The 16,012-nt window shown below is 49.1% G+C and carries 15 protein-coding genes; 4 read left to right on the forward strand and 11 right to left on the reverse strand.

The genetic code is table 11. The features are described from left to right. Window positions 1-29 precede the first annotated feature (29 nt). From I2C21_RS16320 to I2C21_RS16330, 3 genes are all read right to left on the reverse strand, one after another. Window positions 30-959 (reverse strand): restriction endonuclease subunit S, encoded by a 930-nt coding sequence (locus I2C21_RS16320; protein ID WP_195279766.1) that lies wholly within the window; start codon window positions 957-959, stop codon window positions 30-32. Then, entirely contained in the window at window positions 956-3,523 is a 2,568-nt protein-coding gene (locus I2C21_RS16325) for a type I restriction-modification system subunit M (protein WP_195279767.1), read from the reverse strand. The genes I2C21_RS16320 and I2C21_RS16325 overlap by 4 nt, the downstream gene beginning before the upstream one ends. Window positions 3,524-3,660: 137 nt before the next feature. Then, complete coding sequence (locus I2C21_RS16330) at window positions 3,661-4,362, reverse strand: helix-turn-helix domain-containing protein (RefSeq protein WP_071429136.1); 702 nt, start codon at window positions 4,360-4,362, stop codon at window positions 3,661-3,663. Between the two features lie 256 nt (window positions 4,363-4,618). On the opposite strand from I2C21_RS16330, the gene I2C21_RS16335 reads away from it, so the two are divergent. The 3 genes from I2C21_RS16335 to I2C21_RS16345 all read left to right on the forward strand — a co-directional run bounded on the left by I2C21_RS16335 (window position 4,619) and on the right by I2C21_RS16345 (window position 5,974). Continuing rightward, a complete protein-coding gene (locus tag I2C21_RS16335; RefSeq protein ID WP_195279794.1) occupies window positions 4,619-4,966 on the forward strand; it encodes a cysteine-rich VLP domain-containing protein in 348 nt (115 codons plus the stop codon). Between the two features lie 116 nt (window positions 4,967-5,082). Beyond that, the gene (locus tag I2C21_RS16340; RefSeq protein ID WP_195279768.1) at window positions 5,083-5,481 is read left to right on the forward strand and encodes a replication initiator protein A; all 399 of its coding nucleotides are present in this window, start codon (window positions 5,083-5,085) and stop codon (window positions 5,479-5,481) included. Window positions 5,482-5,800: 319 nt separating this feature from the next. Further along, entirely contained in the window at window positions 5,801-5,974 is a 174-nt protein-coding gene (locus tag I2C21_RS16345) for a hypothetical protein (RefSeq protein ID WP_195279769.1), read from the forward strand. Between the two features lie 157 nt (window positions 5,975-6,131). Here the strand turns inward: I2C21_RS16345 and I2C21_RS16350 are convergent, their stop codons facing one another. The 8 genes from I2C21_RS16350 to I2C21_RS16385 form a co-directional block, all read right to left on the reverse strand. Then, a complete protein-coding gene (locus I2C21_RS16350; RefSeq protein ID WP_195279770.1) occupies window positions 6,132-7,460 on the reverse strand; it encodes a hypothetical protein in 1,329 nt (442 codons plus the stop codon). A 384-nt stretch (window positions 7,461-7,844) separates the two neighbouring features. Further along, on the reverse strand, window positions 7,845-8,594 hold the full coding sequence (locus tag I2C21_RS16355; RefSeq protein WP_195279771.1) for a metallophosphoesterase family protein: 750 nt from the start codon (window positions 8,592-8,594) through the stop codon (window positions 7,845-7,847). A gap of 24 nt (window positions 8,595-8,618) precedes the next feature. Beyond that, window positions 8,619-10,256 carry a recombinase family protein gene (locus I2C21_RS16360; RefSeq protein ID WP_207730654.1) on the reverse strand — a complete coding sequence of 546 codons (1,638 nt, stop codon included), beginning with the start codon at window positions 10,254-10,256 and terminating at the stop codon, window positions 8,619-8,621. Between the two features lie 23 nt (window positions 10,257-10,279). Continuing rightward, entirely contained in the window at window positions 10,280-11,056 is a 777-nt protein-coding gene (locus tag I2C21_RS16365; RefSeq protein ID WP_195279772.1) for a recombinase family protein, read from the reverse strand. Window positions 11,057-11,059: 3 nt separating this feature from the next. Next, a complete protein-coding gene (locus I2C21_RS16370) occupies window positions 11,060-12,604 on the reverse strand; it encodes a recombinase family protein (protein ID WP_195279773.1) in 1,545 nt (514 codons plus the stop codon). A gap of 69 nt (window positions 12,605-12,673) precedes the next feature. Then, window positions 12,674-12,820: an SHOCT domain-containing protein gene (locus I2C21_RS16375; RefSeq protein ID WP_195279774.1), complete on the reverse strand. Its 147-nt coding sequence runs from the start codon at window positions 12,818-12,820 to the stop codon at window positions 12,674-12,676. Beyond that, window positions 12,820-14,748, reverse strand: coding sequence for an ATP-dependent DNA helicase (locus I2C21_RS16380; RefSeq protein ID WP_195279775.1), 1,929 nt, complete (start codon window positions 14,746-14,748; stop codon window positions 12,820-12,822). Before I2C21_RS16380 ends, I2C21_RS16375 begins: the two co-directional genes overlap by 1 nt. A 385-nt stretch (window positions 14,749-15,133) precedes the next feature. Continuing rightward, on the reverse strand, window positions 15,134-15,451 hold the full coding sequence (locus I2C21_RS16385) for a DeoR family transcriptional regulator (RefSeq protein ID WP_502709462.1): 318 nt from the start codon (window positions 15,449-15,451) through the stop codon (window positions 15,134-15,136). Window positions 15,452-15,612: 161 nt separating this feature from the next. On the opposite strand from I2C21_RS16385, the gene I2C21_RS16390 reads away from it, so the two are divergent. After that, window positions 15,613-15,924 (forward strand): hypothetical protein, encoded by a 312-nt coding sequence (locus I2C21_RS16390; RefSeq protein ID WP_195279776.1) that lies wholly within the window; start codon window positions 15,613-15,615, stop codon window positions 15,922-15,924. Window positions 15,925-16,012 lie beyond the last annotated feature (88 nt).

Below are 16,012 nucleotides of genomic sequence, written 5' to 3' on the forward strand. Positions count from 1 at the left end.
GGACTACGATTTTGACCTCGGCGAGCTGGTCATTTTTCCGAGATTTCCAAATGTTCCAGCCATTCAGTAGACCCTAAGTTAGCTTTATCAAGCGTTTCTCCCACAAGAGCAACCGCACCAACAGTTCCGACAATAGAAATAATCAAATCTCCGGCATCTACTATGTATCTCGAAATCTTGTGAAAATCTGATTCTTCTACATACATGAAATCGTCTGTCAATTCCACAACCTTCGGTTTTGTCATATCTCTAACGCGAATATATGGGTGTGCTGTTTTAGCAATCGTCAATTCAGAGCCTTTAGGGATGCGCTTGCCACCAAGTGCGTTAGCAAAAGTTCCCATTTTAACTGTATTCTCATCCTTGATACTTTCGGTAAGTATATCTTGAACAACACCTTTCATTAGAGATGTGTATTTCTGAATTAAATCCCTTGTCTTGTCGATGACAGCATCAATAGACTCCAGCACCTCTACAATTTTCTTCTGTGTCGGTACGTCAGGAGCCTCAAATACGAATTTATAAAAATTCCCCTGAGTTAATCCTTTTATGGTCGTTCCGGTGAGTATGTTCTTCATAAAATCCGCAAAGATATACGAGTTCAGAATATAGTACAGATATTCCGGCTCGACAGAACCATCCTTGGAACGGACCAGGAATATGTGGCTATTAAGAGTAGCCTGTTCCGGGCAATCCACTACAAAAGCGGTCTTTCCAACAGTGCCATCCTTTGTTACCAGCAGGTCGTTTTCTCGAAGCTGGATGCCTTTATCCTGCTCATAGCGGTCAACAGAAACATGATAACAATCATCCCAATCTACTCTACCGTTATGGAAATCCACACCGGTTACAAGGTATGGTCCCTCAGTCTTAAATTCATCCGACCGTAAACCTTGCCAGCCGATGCGGGCGCGCAGGGAAAAGCAGTCGACCAGCGTATGCTTTGTCATGGAGGTCATGCGTCAACCTCCTTTTTCGGGATATATCCCAACTGTGCAAGAAATCCGTTCAGCTTGTCCTCGGCAACCTTCCGCTTATCCAGCAGCACGGCAACAGAAACATGGTATTTCTCCCACAGCTTGCTGACCGCACGAATGGTTTTTTGAACCTCGGCAGAAAGATAGGCGTCCAGTTCCTCGACAAACCCGTCATGAAGAAGCTGCATTACAAGGTCTTCGCATTGTTCCTCGGTCAACTCTTCGCGGATGGCATTGATTTTTTCCTGCAGTTCGGATTCTTTTTTCTTAACCTCTCTGTTCAGGCGGTTCTTTTCCTTCTTAAGCGCAGCAATCTGCTTCAGAGAAGCCTTTGCCTCATCTGTTCCAAGGCTCTTGAGATAGGTTTCCACTTCTTTGACAGATGGCTCTTTCGGCTCTTTCTCTTCATCACCGTCATCGGAATCCTCGTCGTCTGTTTCCATTTCGATGGAGGCTACATATGCCATCAGGTCAGCCTGGGCGTTTTCCGCATCGTCACGGAGCCTATGCAGTTCTTCCAGTTCGTCAGCGAAGTGCTCTGAGGCAATCTTGTCATCACTGACGAGCGAGGCGACAAAGCCCTCGGAACTGATGGTTTTGAAAACATTCTTGATGCGGATGACTTCCTTGACATCAACTTTTGTTTCTTTTCCATCGACCGACTGCTCGATCTCTGTATATTCACGGACAGTGTAGCTGTGTTCCCACCAGTTAGCGAATACGCCCTGGCATTGAAACTGATCCAGAATGCCGAGCGGTTCAAGCGTCTCCACGAGAAGATTGGTAAACTTTATGGCAAACTCGGCAATACCCATATCGGTATGAACACTGTTGACGGCAAGAGCGGCTTCTATCCAGAAATCTTCAAATGCTCCGTGCATTCGCTCCTTTGCGCTAAGAACGCCCGCATGATCTGAAATGTAGGATTTAATCATTCCTTTTGTGGCGCATCTCTTCAGGAAGTCGGAGTATCCGTCTCCTCTGTCAGAAAAGATGTCCGCATGGGATATATCGTACTTTGCAATCAGTCCGTTCAATGCCTCAATCTCTACATTCGGTACGCCACCGAGCATATGCGCACGGACATCATGCGGCTCCTGCGGCGGAGCATTGTCGACATAGCGACTAATGTTGAGATTAGCATCGTTTGTCTTTTCATCAAGAATATCCGCAATCTTTACGATCTTAGAATATCCGGGGACCTCGACCATATTATCGAATACCCAGACGATTTTCTCGGTATCTTCCGGGCGCAGGAAGTTCTGATTCTTGCCTTCACCATATTCCGCATCGGCATTGATGATTAACACCTTGTCCTTAAGTTTCTTAGGCTTCTTTTTGTTGATAACCAGAAGACAGGTAGGGATAGTGGTGCCGTAAAACAAATCAGGCGGCAGGCTGATAATTGCCTGTACAATATCCTGTTTGTCCGTGAGAATGCCCTTACGGATAGTTTTCTCCGCACCGCCACGGAACAAAACGCCGTGAGGCATGACCGTTATCATCATGCCGTCCGGTTTTGTGCTGGCAATCATGTGCTGCACAAACATCAAATCGGCTTTTTTGCCGGTCTGAGGAGCCCACCCATAGACAAAGCGGTTCTGGCACTTCATTTTATCATTCTTTGTATAATTCTGTGAGAATGGAGGATTTGCAATCACGCGGTCAAACTGACGCACCGATCCGTTCTTCTGCCAATATGGTTCCATCAGGGTATCGCCGTGCTGAATGTCGGCATCCTTGATGTCGTGCATGATCATATTCACCTTACAAATCGACCATACCGTTGCAGCATCGTCCTGCCCGAACAGAGCCAGCTTACGTCCATCGCCGCCTTGCTCCTCAACATACTGCTTGCTGTGAATAAGCATACCGCCGCTGCCGACCGTGGGATCGTATATTTCCATGTTTTCCTGCGGCTTAATGATTCGCACCATCAGTTGAACGACAGTTGACGGCGTATAGAATTCTCCGCCTTTCTTTCCGGCAGAGTCCGCAAAGTTCTTGATCATGTATTCATAGGCTGCTCCAAGCAGGTCGGGGAACACAAAATTATCATTTGTCAGCTTGTACTTATTGAAATGCCAGACAAGTTGAACGAGGCGCTCATTTGTAATGATCTGCTTGTTCTTAACCTTTTTTGCAAAATCAATGTTCTTCAAAACGCCATCAAGCTGGATGTTTTCTTTTTCTATGGCAACAAGGGCGCGTTTCAGCTTGGCAGCAACATCCACTTTGACATGGAGCAGTCCCGTCCAGCCATCGCCGTTATCCTCGCACTCCCAACGCGCCTCACGAGGCACAAAAAAAGTACTGCCGTAAGAAGTCTTATCCTCAAGAAAATCCTCCAGTTCTTCCGGCGTCAAATCATCTTTATATTCCGCTTCCAGTTCTTTACGTTTCTGCATGAAGTTATCGGAAAGTCTCTTTAGAAAGAGCATTCCAAAGATGTATTCCTTAAACTCAGAAGCGTCCATTTTGCCACGGAGAATATCTGCTGCTTTCAACAGATGGCTTTCCAATTGAGATATTGTTAATTTAGGCATGATAAATTCTCCCTCATGTTTTATTAGTTGTCATTTGGCTTCGGTGCACACCTTGTATTCCGCTAGGTGCGGCCCAGAATGTCTTTGCTGTTTCCGTGCTCCACCATCTGGATATTGGTGAACAAATACACCGCATCTTACCAAGCGAGCTGTTCTCTGTTTTCCTCATAAAGCAGCCTTGGCAGCTTGCGCAGATAGGTATTCAATACACCAATTGCGTTTTCCATATGAACCTGGGAAATCAAATCATATTCCACAGAACAATAGCCACACGCATCCAACACTCGTTGGGCCTCTTTCATCTGCTCGGATTTTTCCTCACGTATTTGCGCCGAAATGCTGTCGTGGGTGACCTGGTACATATGATAGGCAAACAAGCTTTGCTTGATTTTCTCCATCACAGTTTTGAACTCTGTGCTGGTGAGAAAATCATTCAGAACCACTGTGTCTTTGGTAAAATACATCTGCGGCTCTTCTTCGTTGCTGGAATTTTCTTTGCATCGAACCAATTCTTCGATTGCGCCGTCGCTCAAATTCAGCTGTTCGGAAATATCATGATATTCTCGTTTGCGGGAGTTAGACAGTCCCAGCAAATATTCCACCGACACATCGTAAAAATCCGCAAAGGCGACCAGATACTCGATGCTCATGCTACGGGTGCGGCCATACAGAGGATGGACTGGATCGTTGATTTCATAATTTTTGAGATTTGTATGGCTGATGTTGACACCACGCTCCGCAAGCTGCTTGGAAAGCTGTTCAAAGGACAGCTTTTTTTCTTTGCGCAGATCTTCCAGCCGCTCTTTGGTCAGCGCCATCCTTGCTTCGTCATACAGCATGAGTTGATCCTCCTGTCCATTTGTAAACTATAATTTATAAATAAATCATTTTTGAAACTAAAATAATTTATGGTTGATATACCGATTCAAGCACCTTCCTGCGGTATAATTCAATTAGAGTTTACGGTTTACAACTATTATAAACCGTAAATCTCACAAAATCAATTCTTTACATGAAACGGAGTGAAGCGCATGGAAAAATATTTGCACAAGATGCAACCGCGAAGCTGGGAGGAAAAACAATTTGTTGATTCAAATGACACCCAAGCAAAGGAGAAAAGCCAATGCGCTAATTCGAAAATCTTGCTGCAATTATGACCGCGGCAACTGTATCGCACTGGACGATGGCGAACCTTGTGTCTGTGTACAAAGTATCTCTTATTCTCTGTGCTGCACTTGGTTCCGGGATTGGGTTCTGCCGGGCGCTCCAGCTTTATATGCCGAGATCACAAAACCAAAGGGGTTGAAGCGATGCGCAGAATGCGGCTCGCCGTTCCTGGCAAAGTCCAACCGCGCTAAGTATTGTTCTGATTGTGCCCGCAAGGTGCACCGTCGTCAGAAAACAGCAAGTGACAGGAAACGGAGGTCGAATACGGACAAATAGAGATTCCAAAAGCCGGATATATTCTCGGTTTCCGGCCTGGCAATCATGGAGGTGAATAGCAATACCCATTATCGCTCAGAAATCGCGTTCTAATTGTCCGCATGGAGGTACCTGTCATGGCTACAAAACCCTTTTACATTCATCAGAAGCCACCGGCCCAAAGTTTTATACGACTGCCCAATTTTCTGTTTGAGGCACCAAGTTTTTGCTCCTTGTCAAGTGAAGCAAAACTGTTGTATGCGATGATCCTGCGTCGAACGGATTTGTCCCGCAAAAACGGATGGGCCGATGATTATGGCAAAATTTATCTGTATTACCCCATCAACGAGGTGTGTGTGCTGCTGCACTGTGGCCGCCAAAAGGCGGTGGATACGCTGCGGGAACTACAATATGCCGATTTGATCTCCATCAAAAAGCAGGGGTGTGGAAAACCCAACCGTATCTATCCAAAACACTATGAAGCGGTTTCGAACACCGACTTCAAGAAATCCGGTTGCGGAACGCCGGAAGGCTGAATAATGAATTCGACAAGTACGGTAATCCGCTTTGTTGAAGTGCGAAAACCAGACGGTAGATAAAAAGAAAAAGATAAATATACCCAGCTTAATTCGATTCATTCCCTTCCTATCTGAGCTATTTTGTGCGGGCTTTTCCGGTGAAAACCCCGGATGGGAAGGGATGGGAAAGGAGCTCTATGAGAAATTTCTCAGGTTTTAAAATGATCTATTCTCCTTCTGTGCATGGGAACAATCTTTGGCAACTGTGTATCGCCGGGAAGGAGTGTGAGATGGGCTAAGTTGAGCCAGAAGGGGTTTGCTGTCGGGGCAATACACCATGGCCAGCCAAGAAAAACGTCTGAATCCATACGAGATTGAACTGCCGCAGTCCATCATTGATTCCTTCGCCCGCTTTCTCGTGCCCGAAATTCAGAAATTCTACGCCAGCGAACAGGGACAAAAGGAGTTGGAGGAATGGAAAAAGAAGTATCCTAATCAAAATGAGGAGTGATGTAAAGTTCAACGACGATATGCAAAAGGATGCCCTAGTTTGGGGCATCCTTTTTTGTCGCAGTACAGGGGAAGAATGTTTTGCCCAAAGGGCATTTCGCCTGTTTCTGGAAACAAGAAAAAATCTTATCCATTTAGCTGCGCCGCACTTATTAAGGTTATTTGGTGGCCGAATCACTCTTATTATTGCTGAAATTCAATCGCTCCTTAAATTCATCAGAATGAATTATTTTAAGAATTTCATCTGCCAATAATTGTGTCTTTCCATACGGCGTCTTTTCCTTCAGAAACGCTTCTACTAGCTCGATTAGCTTTGGATCAAACGGGTAAGCAGAATTTACATCTATTCCATTTCTTTGCAGGTAATCAATCCACTCTGGCCGAAGAGATGTAACCAAAGTAATAGTCGTATGGATCTGCTCAACCAGCATACCAAGATCATCTACAATCGTATTGATGTCGAAAATCAACTTTTTATCAGAGGCATATAATACTGATGCCTCATACCGGCAAGCACGCATATTCTTCAGTGCATCTGTCAAAACATTCACATAGGCGTAGGGGTTTTGGCTCATCATAGTGATTGCAGGGCTGTGGGGGTCACTTAATATGCCTTCTATACTAGCAATTTGTTGAACAACCTTAATTTGATGCTCTGCTATTGTTTTCTCGTCAACCGTAGGCGCTTGGACCTCAAGTGTCTTTTGGTAATATTGCGCCTGATCATCCATCAGTTGAAAAGTCGATTGAAGCTTATCTTCTTTCTTCTGAAGATAAAAAAGTTGATGAATTGCCAAAGTAGTGTATTGGATCACATTATTGAGTTGCCAACTTATTTGGTTGATTGTCAAGCGTAAATCCTCTTCTGAGCAACTTTTTGCCTCATCTAAAAGCGGACTGTCTAGTCCAGTCGAAGACTGTGCTGCATTCTTCACGGCGTCATTTATTTCCCAGTGTCCATATTTTACCTGCAATTTGTTGCTCAGCTGAATCAATCCTTGTGTTACTTCATGGCATCTGCATAACAGCGCATTATACGAAGCCACCTGGCTACGCTTGAATAAAAACTGCATTGATGCTGGCTGTATCGCTTCCTGTTGAGTCTCAATAAACGAAATTATAGTTGAAACACCTGTGAAAGTAGCTTTTTCGTTTTTTGAAAGGATTCCATTCTCCAAAATTTTATTGGCCTCGGTAAGCTGCACAAAGGCAGTTTTGGATTTTGTACACACATGAATCAAATACTGTTCAGATTTGTTCAGATATGCTTCTTTATCTACACCATAAATAATTCCGGCTGATACTGCTGCAAGTGCAGCACTTCCGAAAATCCCAAACGCTGTATTTTGTAGTGTAACCCAAGAAATTCCAAACAAATATATCTGCGAGGCATCCTTAAAATATTCCGCCCCCATAAGCAAGGCAATAACCAGAGAGAGCACAGAGATTACAGATGTGATTTTTATAGTTTTAATTGAAACTTTCATAAGCTTTTCCTATCCTCCGAGTTTCAATATGTTACTCACAATTTATCTTGACTAATATATACTACATAATCTGCTAGAAATAGTAAAGAAGAGAGTGGCAAATGCCACTCTCTTCTTTCTGTTTTGACATCACAACCACACTCTTACGGCAAAGCCGCCTTTGAAAAAGTAGGTGTTCGTGTAATGTCCATCTGTCTTTTGTTGCCGAAAAAGATACAGCCCGGAAAGCCTTGTGGCTCAATGGATTCGTGGTTTTGCGCATCTTGTATTTTTGTTTTTCTGCGCTTTTTTCAAGCTATTTCCGAACCCCCATATTGACATACTGACAAAGCCGTGTGCAAACAGAGGTGAAAAAAGGGCCGTGCGTCAGCACAGCCCTTTGTCTTACTTCAGTCTTATGATCTGCTCATATAACATGGCATATTTTTTCTCAATCACCATATTGCTGTGATAGTGGCCGAAGAACCAATACCGGAAGGTACATCTCTGACGCACTTCATCGAAGAACTCGGTCAGTGCGTCTTTTTTGAACATTCCTCCGCTGAACACATCCTGTATGCTGGAGGGGCAGCAGTGGCTGATGATGTAATCCACATTCCAGTTGACACGCGTCAGATTTGCTCTGGCTTCCAGATATTCCGCTTCGCTGGGCAGTTCCTCGGCCCACCAGGAACGATGGTTCACACGAAACAGCGCACCGCGCTGTTCGAGTTGCTGGAACTTTTCCTCGAAGTCAGGATCGTCCGGTTCCAGGATGCCGTCCTGAATATCATGGGAGGAAGCGCCGCCCATGGTAAAAAACTTCCTGCCATTGAGCTCGTATACCTGACCTCGCATGAGGTGCAGAACGGAGGGACGTATCCTCTGGATCTGTCCACCCTGCCATTCTTCTTTGGGGTAGTCTTTGTAAGCGTCATAGTTTTCGTGGTTCCCAAGCACAAATGCAGTAGTGTATGGCCGGTCCTCCAGCCAGTCCAGTCCTGCATCATCCCGTGGGTCACCGTGCCAGATTCCACCAAAATCTCCACAGACCAGAACCAAATCCTCCTTGGTCATGTGTTCCTGCTCATAGAAAATGTCGGGGCGGAAGCGGCGGAAATCTCCGTGTGTATCCCCTGTAATAAATATTTCCATAAGTAGTTGCTCCTTGTCTCTATTTTAGCATACGGACTGTTCAATCTCCAAATCGCTGTATCGGAACTTGACCCGGATTATTTCCGAATCGACTACAGTGACCCGTTCAATCATCTTTCGAACAATTTCGTCATCATAGTGAGGGAAGCCATTGAGGTGCTCCTCCAGGTAAGCTGTGTACTCTGCCATACGTGAGTCCTCGTTGATTCTGTTGGCTGCCTCCTTCTTCGCTGCATCGATCCGTGTCTGCAGGTGCTGCTTTTCTTCCAACAGGGTCTTGAGCTGCTCTGTTAGTGTCAGGTCATCCATGTGGGCCAATACCTGATCCAACAGTGTATTCTGCCGTGTGGTAAGTGCTTCCATGTTGCGTTCTAATTCCATCAAGTTGTTCCCGTCCACTTCCGGAGTACATACCATTCGAAGCGTTTCTGCAAGTTCTTCCTGCAGGCCATCGCTTGCTTCGACTACCCGGTTAAGCACCGTGAGGATCGCGGTATGCAGCTTGTCTTCCGCCATGGAAGGCGAGTTATGGCAGTATTTTTTCCCGAATTCCAGCCGGGAGACGCACCGCCAGACGATCCGTTTGACACCGTTCCTGGCCCAGGTACACCGCTTATAGGGGGAACCACACTCCCCACAGACCAGCCGCTCACTGAGCGCATACTTGGCGGAATACTTGCCCTGTTCTGTTTTTCCGCTTTTCTGCAGAATCTTTCGCTTGCTGGTTCGCCGTGCCATCTCCGCCTGTACCCGCTGGTAGATGTCCCGCGTGATGATAGCAGGGTGGTTGTCCTTGATGTAATACTGCGGCAACTCGCCGGTATTCTTCTTGACCTTCTTGCTGATGCAGTCTGTGGTGAAGGTCTTTTGCAGCAGGGCGTCCCCTACATACTTTTCGTTGGTGAGGATGTTATGCACGATCTGATGGGACCATGCCTTGACACCCTTTGCGGTGGCGATCCCATCCTGGGTAAGTTCTCTCTGGATCTGGCCCTCACTGCAGCCCTCCAGATACCGGCGGTAGATTCGCCGCACCACCTCGGCCTCCTCCGGTACGATCTCCGGCTTGCCGTCCGCTCCTCTTTGGTAGCCCAGCATGGATCTGTAGTGGAAGTTGACCTTTCCTTCTTTCATTGCCATCCGGATGCCCAGCTGGATATTGACGCTGAGGGATTCACTCTCGGCCTGAGCAAATCCGCTGAACAGGGTGATGAGGAACTCGCTGGATTCTGTAAGGGTGTTGATGTTCTCTTTTTCGAAGATGACCCCGATCCCCCTGGCCTTCAGCATCCGCACCGTCTCCAGGCAGTCTACGGTGTTCCGGGCGAAACGGGAGAGAGACTTTGTGAGGATGAGGTCGATCCCGCCCCGCTTGCAGGCGATGATCATCCGGTTGAACTCTTTGCGCTTTTTCATGCTGGTTCCGGTGATCCCCTCGTCCGCGAAGATCCCGGCCAGTTCCCAATCTGGGGACTCCTCAATTTTCTGGGTGTAGTAGGCTTTCTGGGCGGTGTAGCTGTTGATCTGCTCCTCGCTGTCGGTGCTGACCCGGCAGTAAGCCGCCACCCGCTGCCTGCCATGGAGTCTCGTCTTGTTGCCTGCTACATTGGACCGTGATGCCGGAATATGGTGGACGGTGCGTTCCAGTGATGATTGTTCCATTTTGCTGTCCTTTCTGTTTCTAATCAAAAGTGTACGGTGATTGCGTTATCTGTTCCGATTATGATATGGGAGACCATTCGTTCGAAGCGCTCCCAGTCGATTTGGTCGGGCTGCGTTTGGCTTACAGCCGTATCCACACCATCATCACAGCAGGCATACCGGGCAGCTGCCCCTTGCAGGATGTGGGAGAGAGCCTCCTTACCGTCTCCTGGCTGTTCCAACGCCCGGTTAATAGCGTTGGCCAGGCGAACGGCCTCCGCAGAGGGCGCGTATGGCTTACATACGGACTTTTCATGTGCCGCAAGCTGCCGTGCCGTCTGCGCAAGCAATTCCTCCTTCCTGACAACAAATGCGTTTCTGCAGGCAGAACATTTCAGATGGACGTTTCCGGTATGCCCGATTGGCCCTCCGGTTCGGAGCAGGCGAGTCTGACAGCATCCGCTTCGCAGCTTTTGCCATAAGCCATCCGATTCCGTCCGGCGTGGAAACTTCCCACTTGTCTTTTCTGAGATCTTTTCCTGCACTTGCTGGAAGGTATCTTGGTCAATAATGGGTGGGTATCCATTTTCCCCGGCATAGCGAGAGTTTTCCAGCATTCGCTTGATTTTGTGCTTGTTCCACAGCGGCGATTCCTGAGAGAACGGGATGTTGTCCGCATTCATCCGGTCTGCCAGTGCCTGATAGGATAACCCGGCCAGATAGGTGGTAAATATATTTTGAACCGTGAGTCGTTCCTCCTCCTGGATGACCAGATCGCCGTGTATGATCTGGTAGCCATACAATATCTTCCGATTTGCCATTGCCTACGCCTCCAGCGTCTCTTGGAATTCAAATCCGCCATATAGTTGAAAGCGGATGGTGCTCTGGGTATCTACAACGATTCGTTCCACCAGCTTGGTGAACAGGATTTCGTCAAAGCTGGACAGAGTCTCTGGTCCGTTCCGGATGGTATCAATCGTCAGGCGAATTGCATCGACCTGCTCATCAATATCCTCATTGCAAAGCAGCTTTCGTCTCTCCCGTCGTAGTTCTGTTAGCTTGGCATTGAGTCCTGCCTGCTTTGCGGATAAGGCAGCCTTGTCCAGGAGACCTGCCGTGTGCAGCTTTGTGAGGTGGTAACTCTGCTCGGATGCCGTGGCGATGGCTGTGTTGACCGCCAGCATGGCCGGGTTGCCGCGATGCAGGGCATCTGACAAAGTCTCCATTTGCCTCAGCACAGGTGCCAGCACGATGCCGTCATGGGTGCGGAGCTTGCGATACATCCGGAGGAATGCCGCATGGATGCTGTCCTCGCTGATTCGTCCGTTGGGGCAGTCGGCGGCTTTTCTGTCATGCTTGCGACATACCCAGGAGACGTATCCAGCTTTTGAGATCCGCCGGACTAATGTACTGCCACAGAAGCCACAGGTCATCTTTTTTGAAAGCGGGGTACGTTCCCGCTGCAGGTCTATCCGCTGCCCTTTGCGCTGTAGAAGCGCTTGGGCTTTTTCAAATATATCCTTTGAAATGATGGCTGGATGGCTATGCTCCACATAATATTGATCCCGTTCTCCACGGTTCACTTGCTTGGTAAAGGGAAATGCATTTGCGAATGTCTTTTGGCAGAGGGAATCACCCATATATTTCTCATTCGTCAGCATATAAGCGATGGTGGAGCTATACCATTGATGTCCTCCATCCGAAGTTAGAAGTCCTGTATTTGTCATCTGTTCTGCGATCCATTCCATGCTGGCCCCGCTAAGGTACATATCAAAAATCCACTTGACATAATGGGCTTCTTCCGGGATGATCTCCAATTCCTTGCCGTTGACGATCTTATAGCCAAAAGGAGCCTTGCAGGTGATAAACTCCCCACGCTCCATGCGGCGCTGATAGCTCATACGTTGGTTTTTGGAGATGGAGATGGATTCCTCCTGGGCCAGAGAAGCAGAAACGCTCACCATCAGTTCTGAGGTGAGCGTTCCAGTGTCGATATTCTCTTTTTCAAACTTGACAGTCACACCCAGCGAGGAAAGCTCCCGCAGGGTGGCGAGGCAGTCACGGGTATTCCGGGCAAATCGGGAGATGGACTTGACCACGATCTTATCGATCTTGCCCTTCCGGCAGTCTGCCATCAGACGGTTGAAGTCCTCCCGCTTATCCATCCGCGTGCCGGTCAGGCCCTCGTCCGCGTAGATGTCCACCAGATCCCAGCCATCATGGGCGTTGATCGCCTGCGTATAGGCCCGGATCTGGGCGGCGTAGGAATGGAGCTGATCCGCAGAGTCGGAGCTGACCCGGCAATAGGCTGCTACCCGCAGGGTGTCTGGTCTCGCTGCCTTGGGTGGGATTACTTGTACTTCAGCCATTTCTCATTCGCCTCCTTCCATCTTTTTCGGCAACGAAACCATACCACACCCCTGCGGGAATAGCCAGCACTATTCCCAAACAGTTCCGGGCCGGTATCGTTCTGCGGACAGCCGTTTGGCCCTGGCCAGTTCTTCTCTGGTCAGCAGGCCGTCCGCCGCCATCCGCTCCCACAGGCCCACCGATAACAGATAACGCAGTTCGTTTCGGATCTCCATCACGCAGCCTCCTCAAAGTAGCTCTCATCCTTGACTCGCCGGATAAATCGTTCTACCGCATAGATACTGCTTGTGATAGGCATTTCCGGCAGCGCGGATTGAACATCCCGGAAGTAACGGCTGCCCTTGGCGGCTCGTTCATCCAAAATGGCGATCACACAGGTGTCAGTTTCCAAGCGGATGGCTCGTCCGAACCCCTGCTTGAGTCTGATCTGCATTTCCGGTACAGCCACGGCCCGGATGAACGTGCGGAGATCAGGATATGCCTCTCTCTTTTTTTCTTGCAAGGCGTCCGGATATTGGAACGGTAGTCGGGGGATGACCAGCAAAGAGACACAGTCTCCGGGAAAGTCAAAGCCCTCCCAGGCAGCGCCGGTGGCAAACAGGACGCTTCCGGGTGCCGCCTTGAACTGGGCCATAGTGTGCGGGGCGTTCCGTCCCATGGTAAACAGTGGAAACGGAAGGGGCTGAAGCTTCAAACGATCCTTCACAGCGGACATGGCTGCATAAGAAGTGAACAGTACCAACGCATGGCCGTGAACCGCGATCAGTAATGTGCGGATCTCCTCGGCCAGCTTGGCAAAGTAGTCCGCTTCGTGCTGCCTGGGCGGCATCGTGGGAAAATAGAGCAGGCAGTTTTTCCGGTAATCAAAGGGAGAGGGCGAAACAGATTCCTCCACCCGAGAGTTATCGGTGAGGCCAGCCTCCTCTTTGAAACGACAAAAGTCTTTACCTATGGCCAAGGTTCCGGAAGTAAGGAGGACAGGCTGGGGTTGTGACCAGAGCGTTGCTTGGAGCTGGGCGGTCAGGTCGGAGATGGAGGCGCACAGCAATGTGCCGCCATCGTCATCCGCCGCAGTGTAGCATACCAAGTCAGAGCGTTCCTCCAAAAACAGATTGACTGCGGAGGATATCCGACCCAATTCCTTTCCGGCGGTTGGTGTCAGTACCCCGCCGATCTGTCTCTGGATGGTAGCCAGGGTTCGGGCTGGCCCTATCATGTGTCGGACATAGTCCGAAAAAGGGCGATCACCATCATGAGGCAGAGACATAAGCTTCAGAAGCGCTGCCGCCATATCAGCCAAGGATTCCGATGCCAGCAGATATCGTTCCGCCCGTAGGATGCGGATCAGCGTGCGGATGCCCTTGGCTGCCAGGGTAACACCAAACATCTGTCGGGCAGTCTCAGGCAGCTTGTGCGCTTCATCAATGATCAGAGCACCAACATCCGGCAGGATGGGGCGGTGACCGCTGCCACGATGGATGGCGTCTGCCAATAACAGATTATGGTTACAGATCTGAAACAGATAGCGGTCAGAGTTGCAGGCTTCCATATAGCAGAGGTACCGGCAGCTATCCCTGCGGCAATCACAAATCGTGGGGACACACACACGATTTCGGTCATACTGACTGAGATGGGGGGCTTGGTCTGCGTCCAAATGATCCCGCAGGGAGAGGAGGGCCTGTGCGGCCAGCGGATTTTTTCGTTCCAGGTCTAGCCGCCGCAGGCGGCGCATCAGACGCTCATCACAGACATAGTGGCTTTTTCCTTTGCGAATGACCGCCCGGATGGGGATCTGGATCAGCTTATCCTCCAAAAGAACAGAGGAGAGGAACGGGATGTATTCCTCCCTTACCGCCGTTTGCAGGGCGATGCTGGAGGTGGAGATGAGGATGGGCTGGAAAGGGATGTTTTCCCGGTTCAACGCACGAGAAAAAGAAACACCAGCCACCAGATAGGCGTAGGTCTTGCCGATTCCCGTTCCTGCGTCGCTTAAAGCGATCTTGCTGTGGGTCATGGTGTCCAGCATCTTGTGGCTCAACTCGATTTGGCTGGGCCGGGCCGTCATGCCATGGCCTGGGAAGAGGTCCTGAAAGATATGGTCGATCTCATGATGTGCGACCTGCCTGTTATGATAACTAATCATCTGTAAAATCTCCTATTGAATAAGTGAGTTGTTTTGCTGTTTGTTCTCGTCGTATTTGCAGCTCGCCCCCCGACGATGGGGAACAGTACGGATCGGCTTCCGGCAAGAAGCCGCACGGGCTTTTACCTGTAGTCTCTACTGCTTTCAACTCCAGGGCAGCGCCGCCTGTCTTATGCGCAGGCCATGCGAGGTGTCTCATTGTGTACCCAAACAGCGTCATTGCAAAAGCGCATGCCATAGCGCCCCATGCAGGTGGCGTTCTCGCTCGGCCCAGGGCATTGCCCTGGGTGTCATGGCGCGCGCTGCATGACGCTCAACTGTTCAGGCGGTTATCCGTACTGCTGGTATGAACTTTTCAAGGTGCCGTGGAGCGGCGGGCGCTCCTTCAGGAAGCGAAACGGGCCAGGATCTGGTTCATTTCGTCCAGGTCCTCGCCGTGCAATCCAACTGCCAAACGCTTGAGTAGGGCGGTCTGCTTGGGGGATAGCTTTGGCCGGTCCTGAAAGTACCAGTCAGCCATCCTTACCCCGCCGCCATATCGGCCTCGGACTGTTTCAAGGGGGTATGTGAGTGTAAGTTCTTCAATGTCGCGGCGGATCGTCCGTTCACAGACGCCGAGTTCTGTCGCCAGGTTCTGAACGGTATCGCTCCGCCGTTGGCACAGCAGGTCGATGAGCTGCTTCTGTCGGTCGTTGATCCTCACACTCTCACCCCCTTTCACCTCCATGGCGGAATCATACAGGGTAAAGCGGACAGGCGATGTCCGGATTAAAAACTCTTTTGAAAAATTTTTCTGTGGCGGCCAGACGCAAAAAATGCTCATCCGTCTCTCACTGAGAGCCGGATGAGCATAGAAAGAGCCGCTTGATCTCGCTGGCGCGCGCCGTTGAGCTTCTCCATCATCTCAATGGAGAAGGTTCATCAAGCGGCACATGGGAAGTCAGCGCATCAAGCGGCTCCGGGGCACGATCTTTGATTATTCAGTTTTCAGAAGTAGGTCATGCCATGCGGAAGGAGACGGGCGGGAATCCAACTAATTGCAATGATTTGTTTAACTTTTATATTCATATAAAAATTCCTTTCAAAATTATCATAAAATTTCGAGATATGGTTTACAAAACACCCTTACCTTCCCTCTTTTTATTACAGAAGCAAGAACGTGGCGTGCGACACTAATTGCTTCAATATACAAAAGAGAAAGTAGGTAAAGATTATGGCAACTACTCCTTCCTGGCCTAATTTGGCAAAGGGCAACACCGGCACC

It is taken from the genome of Clostridium sp. J1101437_171009_A5 (genome assembly GCF_015547905.1).
Classification (GTDB): domain Bacteria; phylum Bacillota; class Clostridia; order Oscillospirales; family Oscillospiraceae; genus Pseudoflavonifractor_A; species Pseudoflavonifractor_A gallinarum.

Coding starts and splice junctions, on each gene's coding strand:
- I2C21_RS16320 (WP_195279766.1), bottom strand. CDS start 959: ATGACCTCCATGACAAAGCATACGCTGGTCGACTGCTTTTCCCTGCGC.
- I2C21_RS16325 (WP_195279767.1), bottom strand. CDS start 3,523: ATGCCTAAATTAACAATATCTCAATTGGAAAGCCATCTGTTGAAAGCA.
- I2C21_RS16330 (WP_071429136.1), bottom strand. CDS start 4,362: ATGCTGTATGACGAAGCAAGGATGGCGCTGACCAAAGAGCGGCTGGAA.
- I2C21_RS16335 (WP_195279794.1), top strand. CDS start 4,619: ATGACACCCAAGCAAAGGAGAAAAGCCAATGCGCTAATTCGAAAATCT.
- I2C21_RS16340 (WP_195279768.1), top strand. CDS start 5,083: ATGGCTACAAAACCCTTTTACATTCATCAGAAGCCACCGGCCCAAAGT.
- I2C21_RS16345 (WP_195279769.1), top strand. CDS start 5,801: ATGGCCAGCCAAGAAAAACGTCTGAATCCATACGAGATTGAACTGCCG.
- I2C21_RS16350 (WP_195279770.1), bottom strand. CDS start 7,460: ATGAAAGTTTCAATTAAAACTATAAAAATCACATCTGTAATCTCTGTG.
- I2C21_RS16355 (WP_195279771.1), bottom strand. CDS start 8,594: ATGGAAATATTTATTACAGGGGATACACACGGAGATTTCCGCCGCTTC.
- I2C21_RS16360 (WP_207730654.1), bottom strand. CDS start 10,256: ATGGAACAATCATCACTGGAACGCACCGTCCACCATATTCCGGCATCA.
- I2C21_RS16365 (WP_195279772.1), bottom strand. CDS start 11,056: ATGGCAAATCGGAAGATATTGTATGGCTACCAGATCATACACGGCGAT.
- I2C21_RS16370 (WP_195279773.1), bottom strand. CDS start 12,604: ATGGCTGAAGTACAAGTAATCCCACCCAAGGCAGCGAGACCAGACACC.
- I2C21_RS16375 (WP_195279774.1), bottom strand. CDS start 12,820: ATGGAGATCCGAAACGAACTGCGTTATCTGTTATCGGTGGGCCTGTGG.
- I2C21_RS16380 (WP_195279775.1), bottom strand. CDS start 14,748: ATGATTAGTTATCATAACAGGCAGGTCGCACATCATGAGATCGACCAT.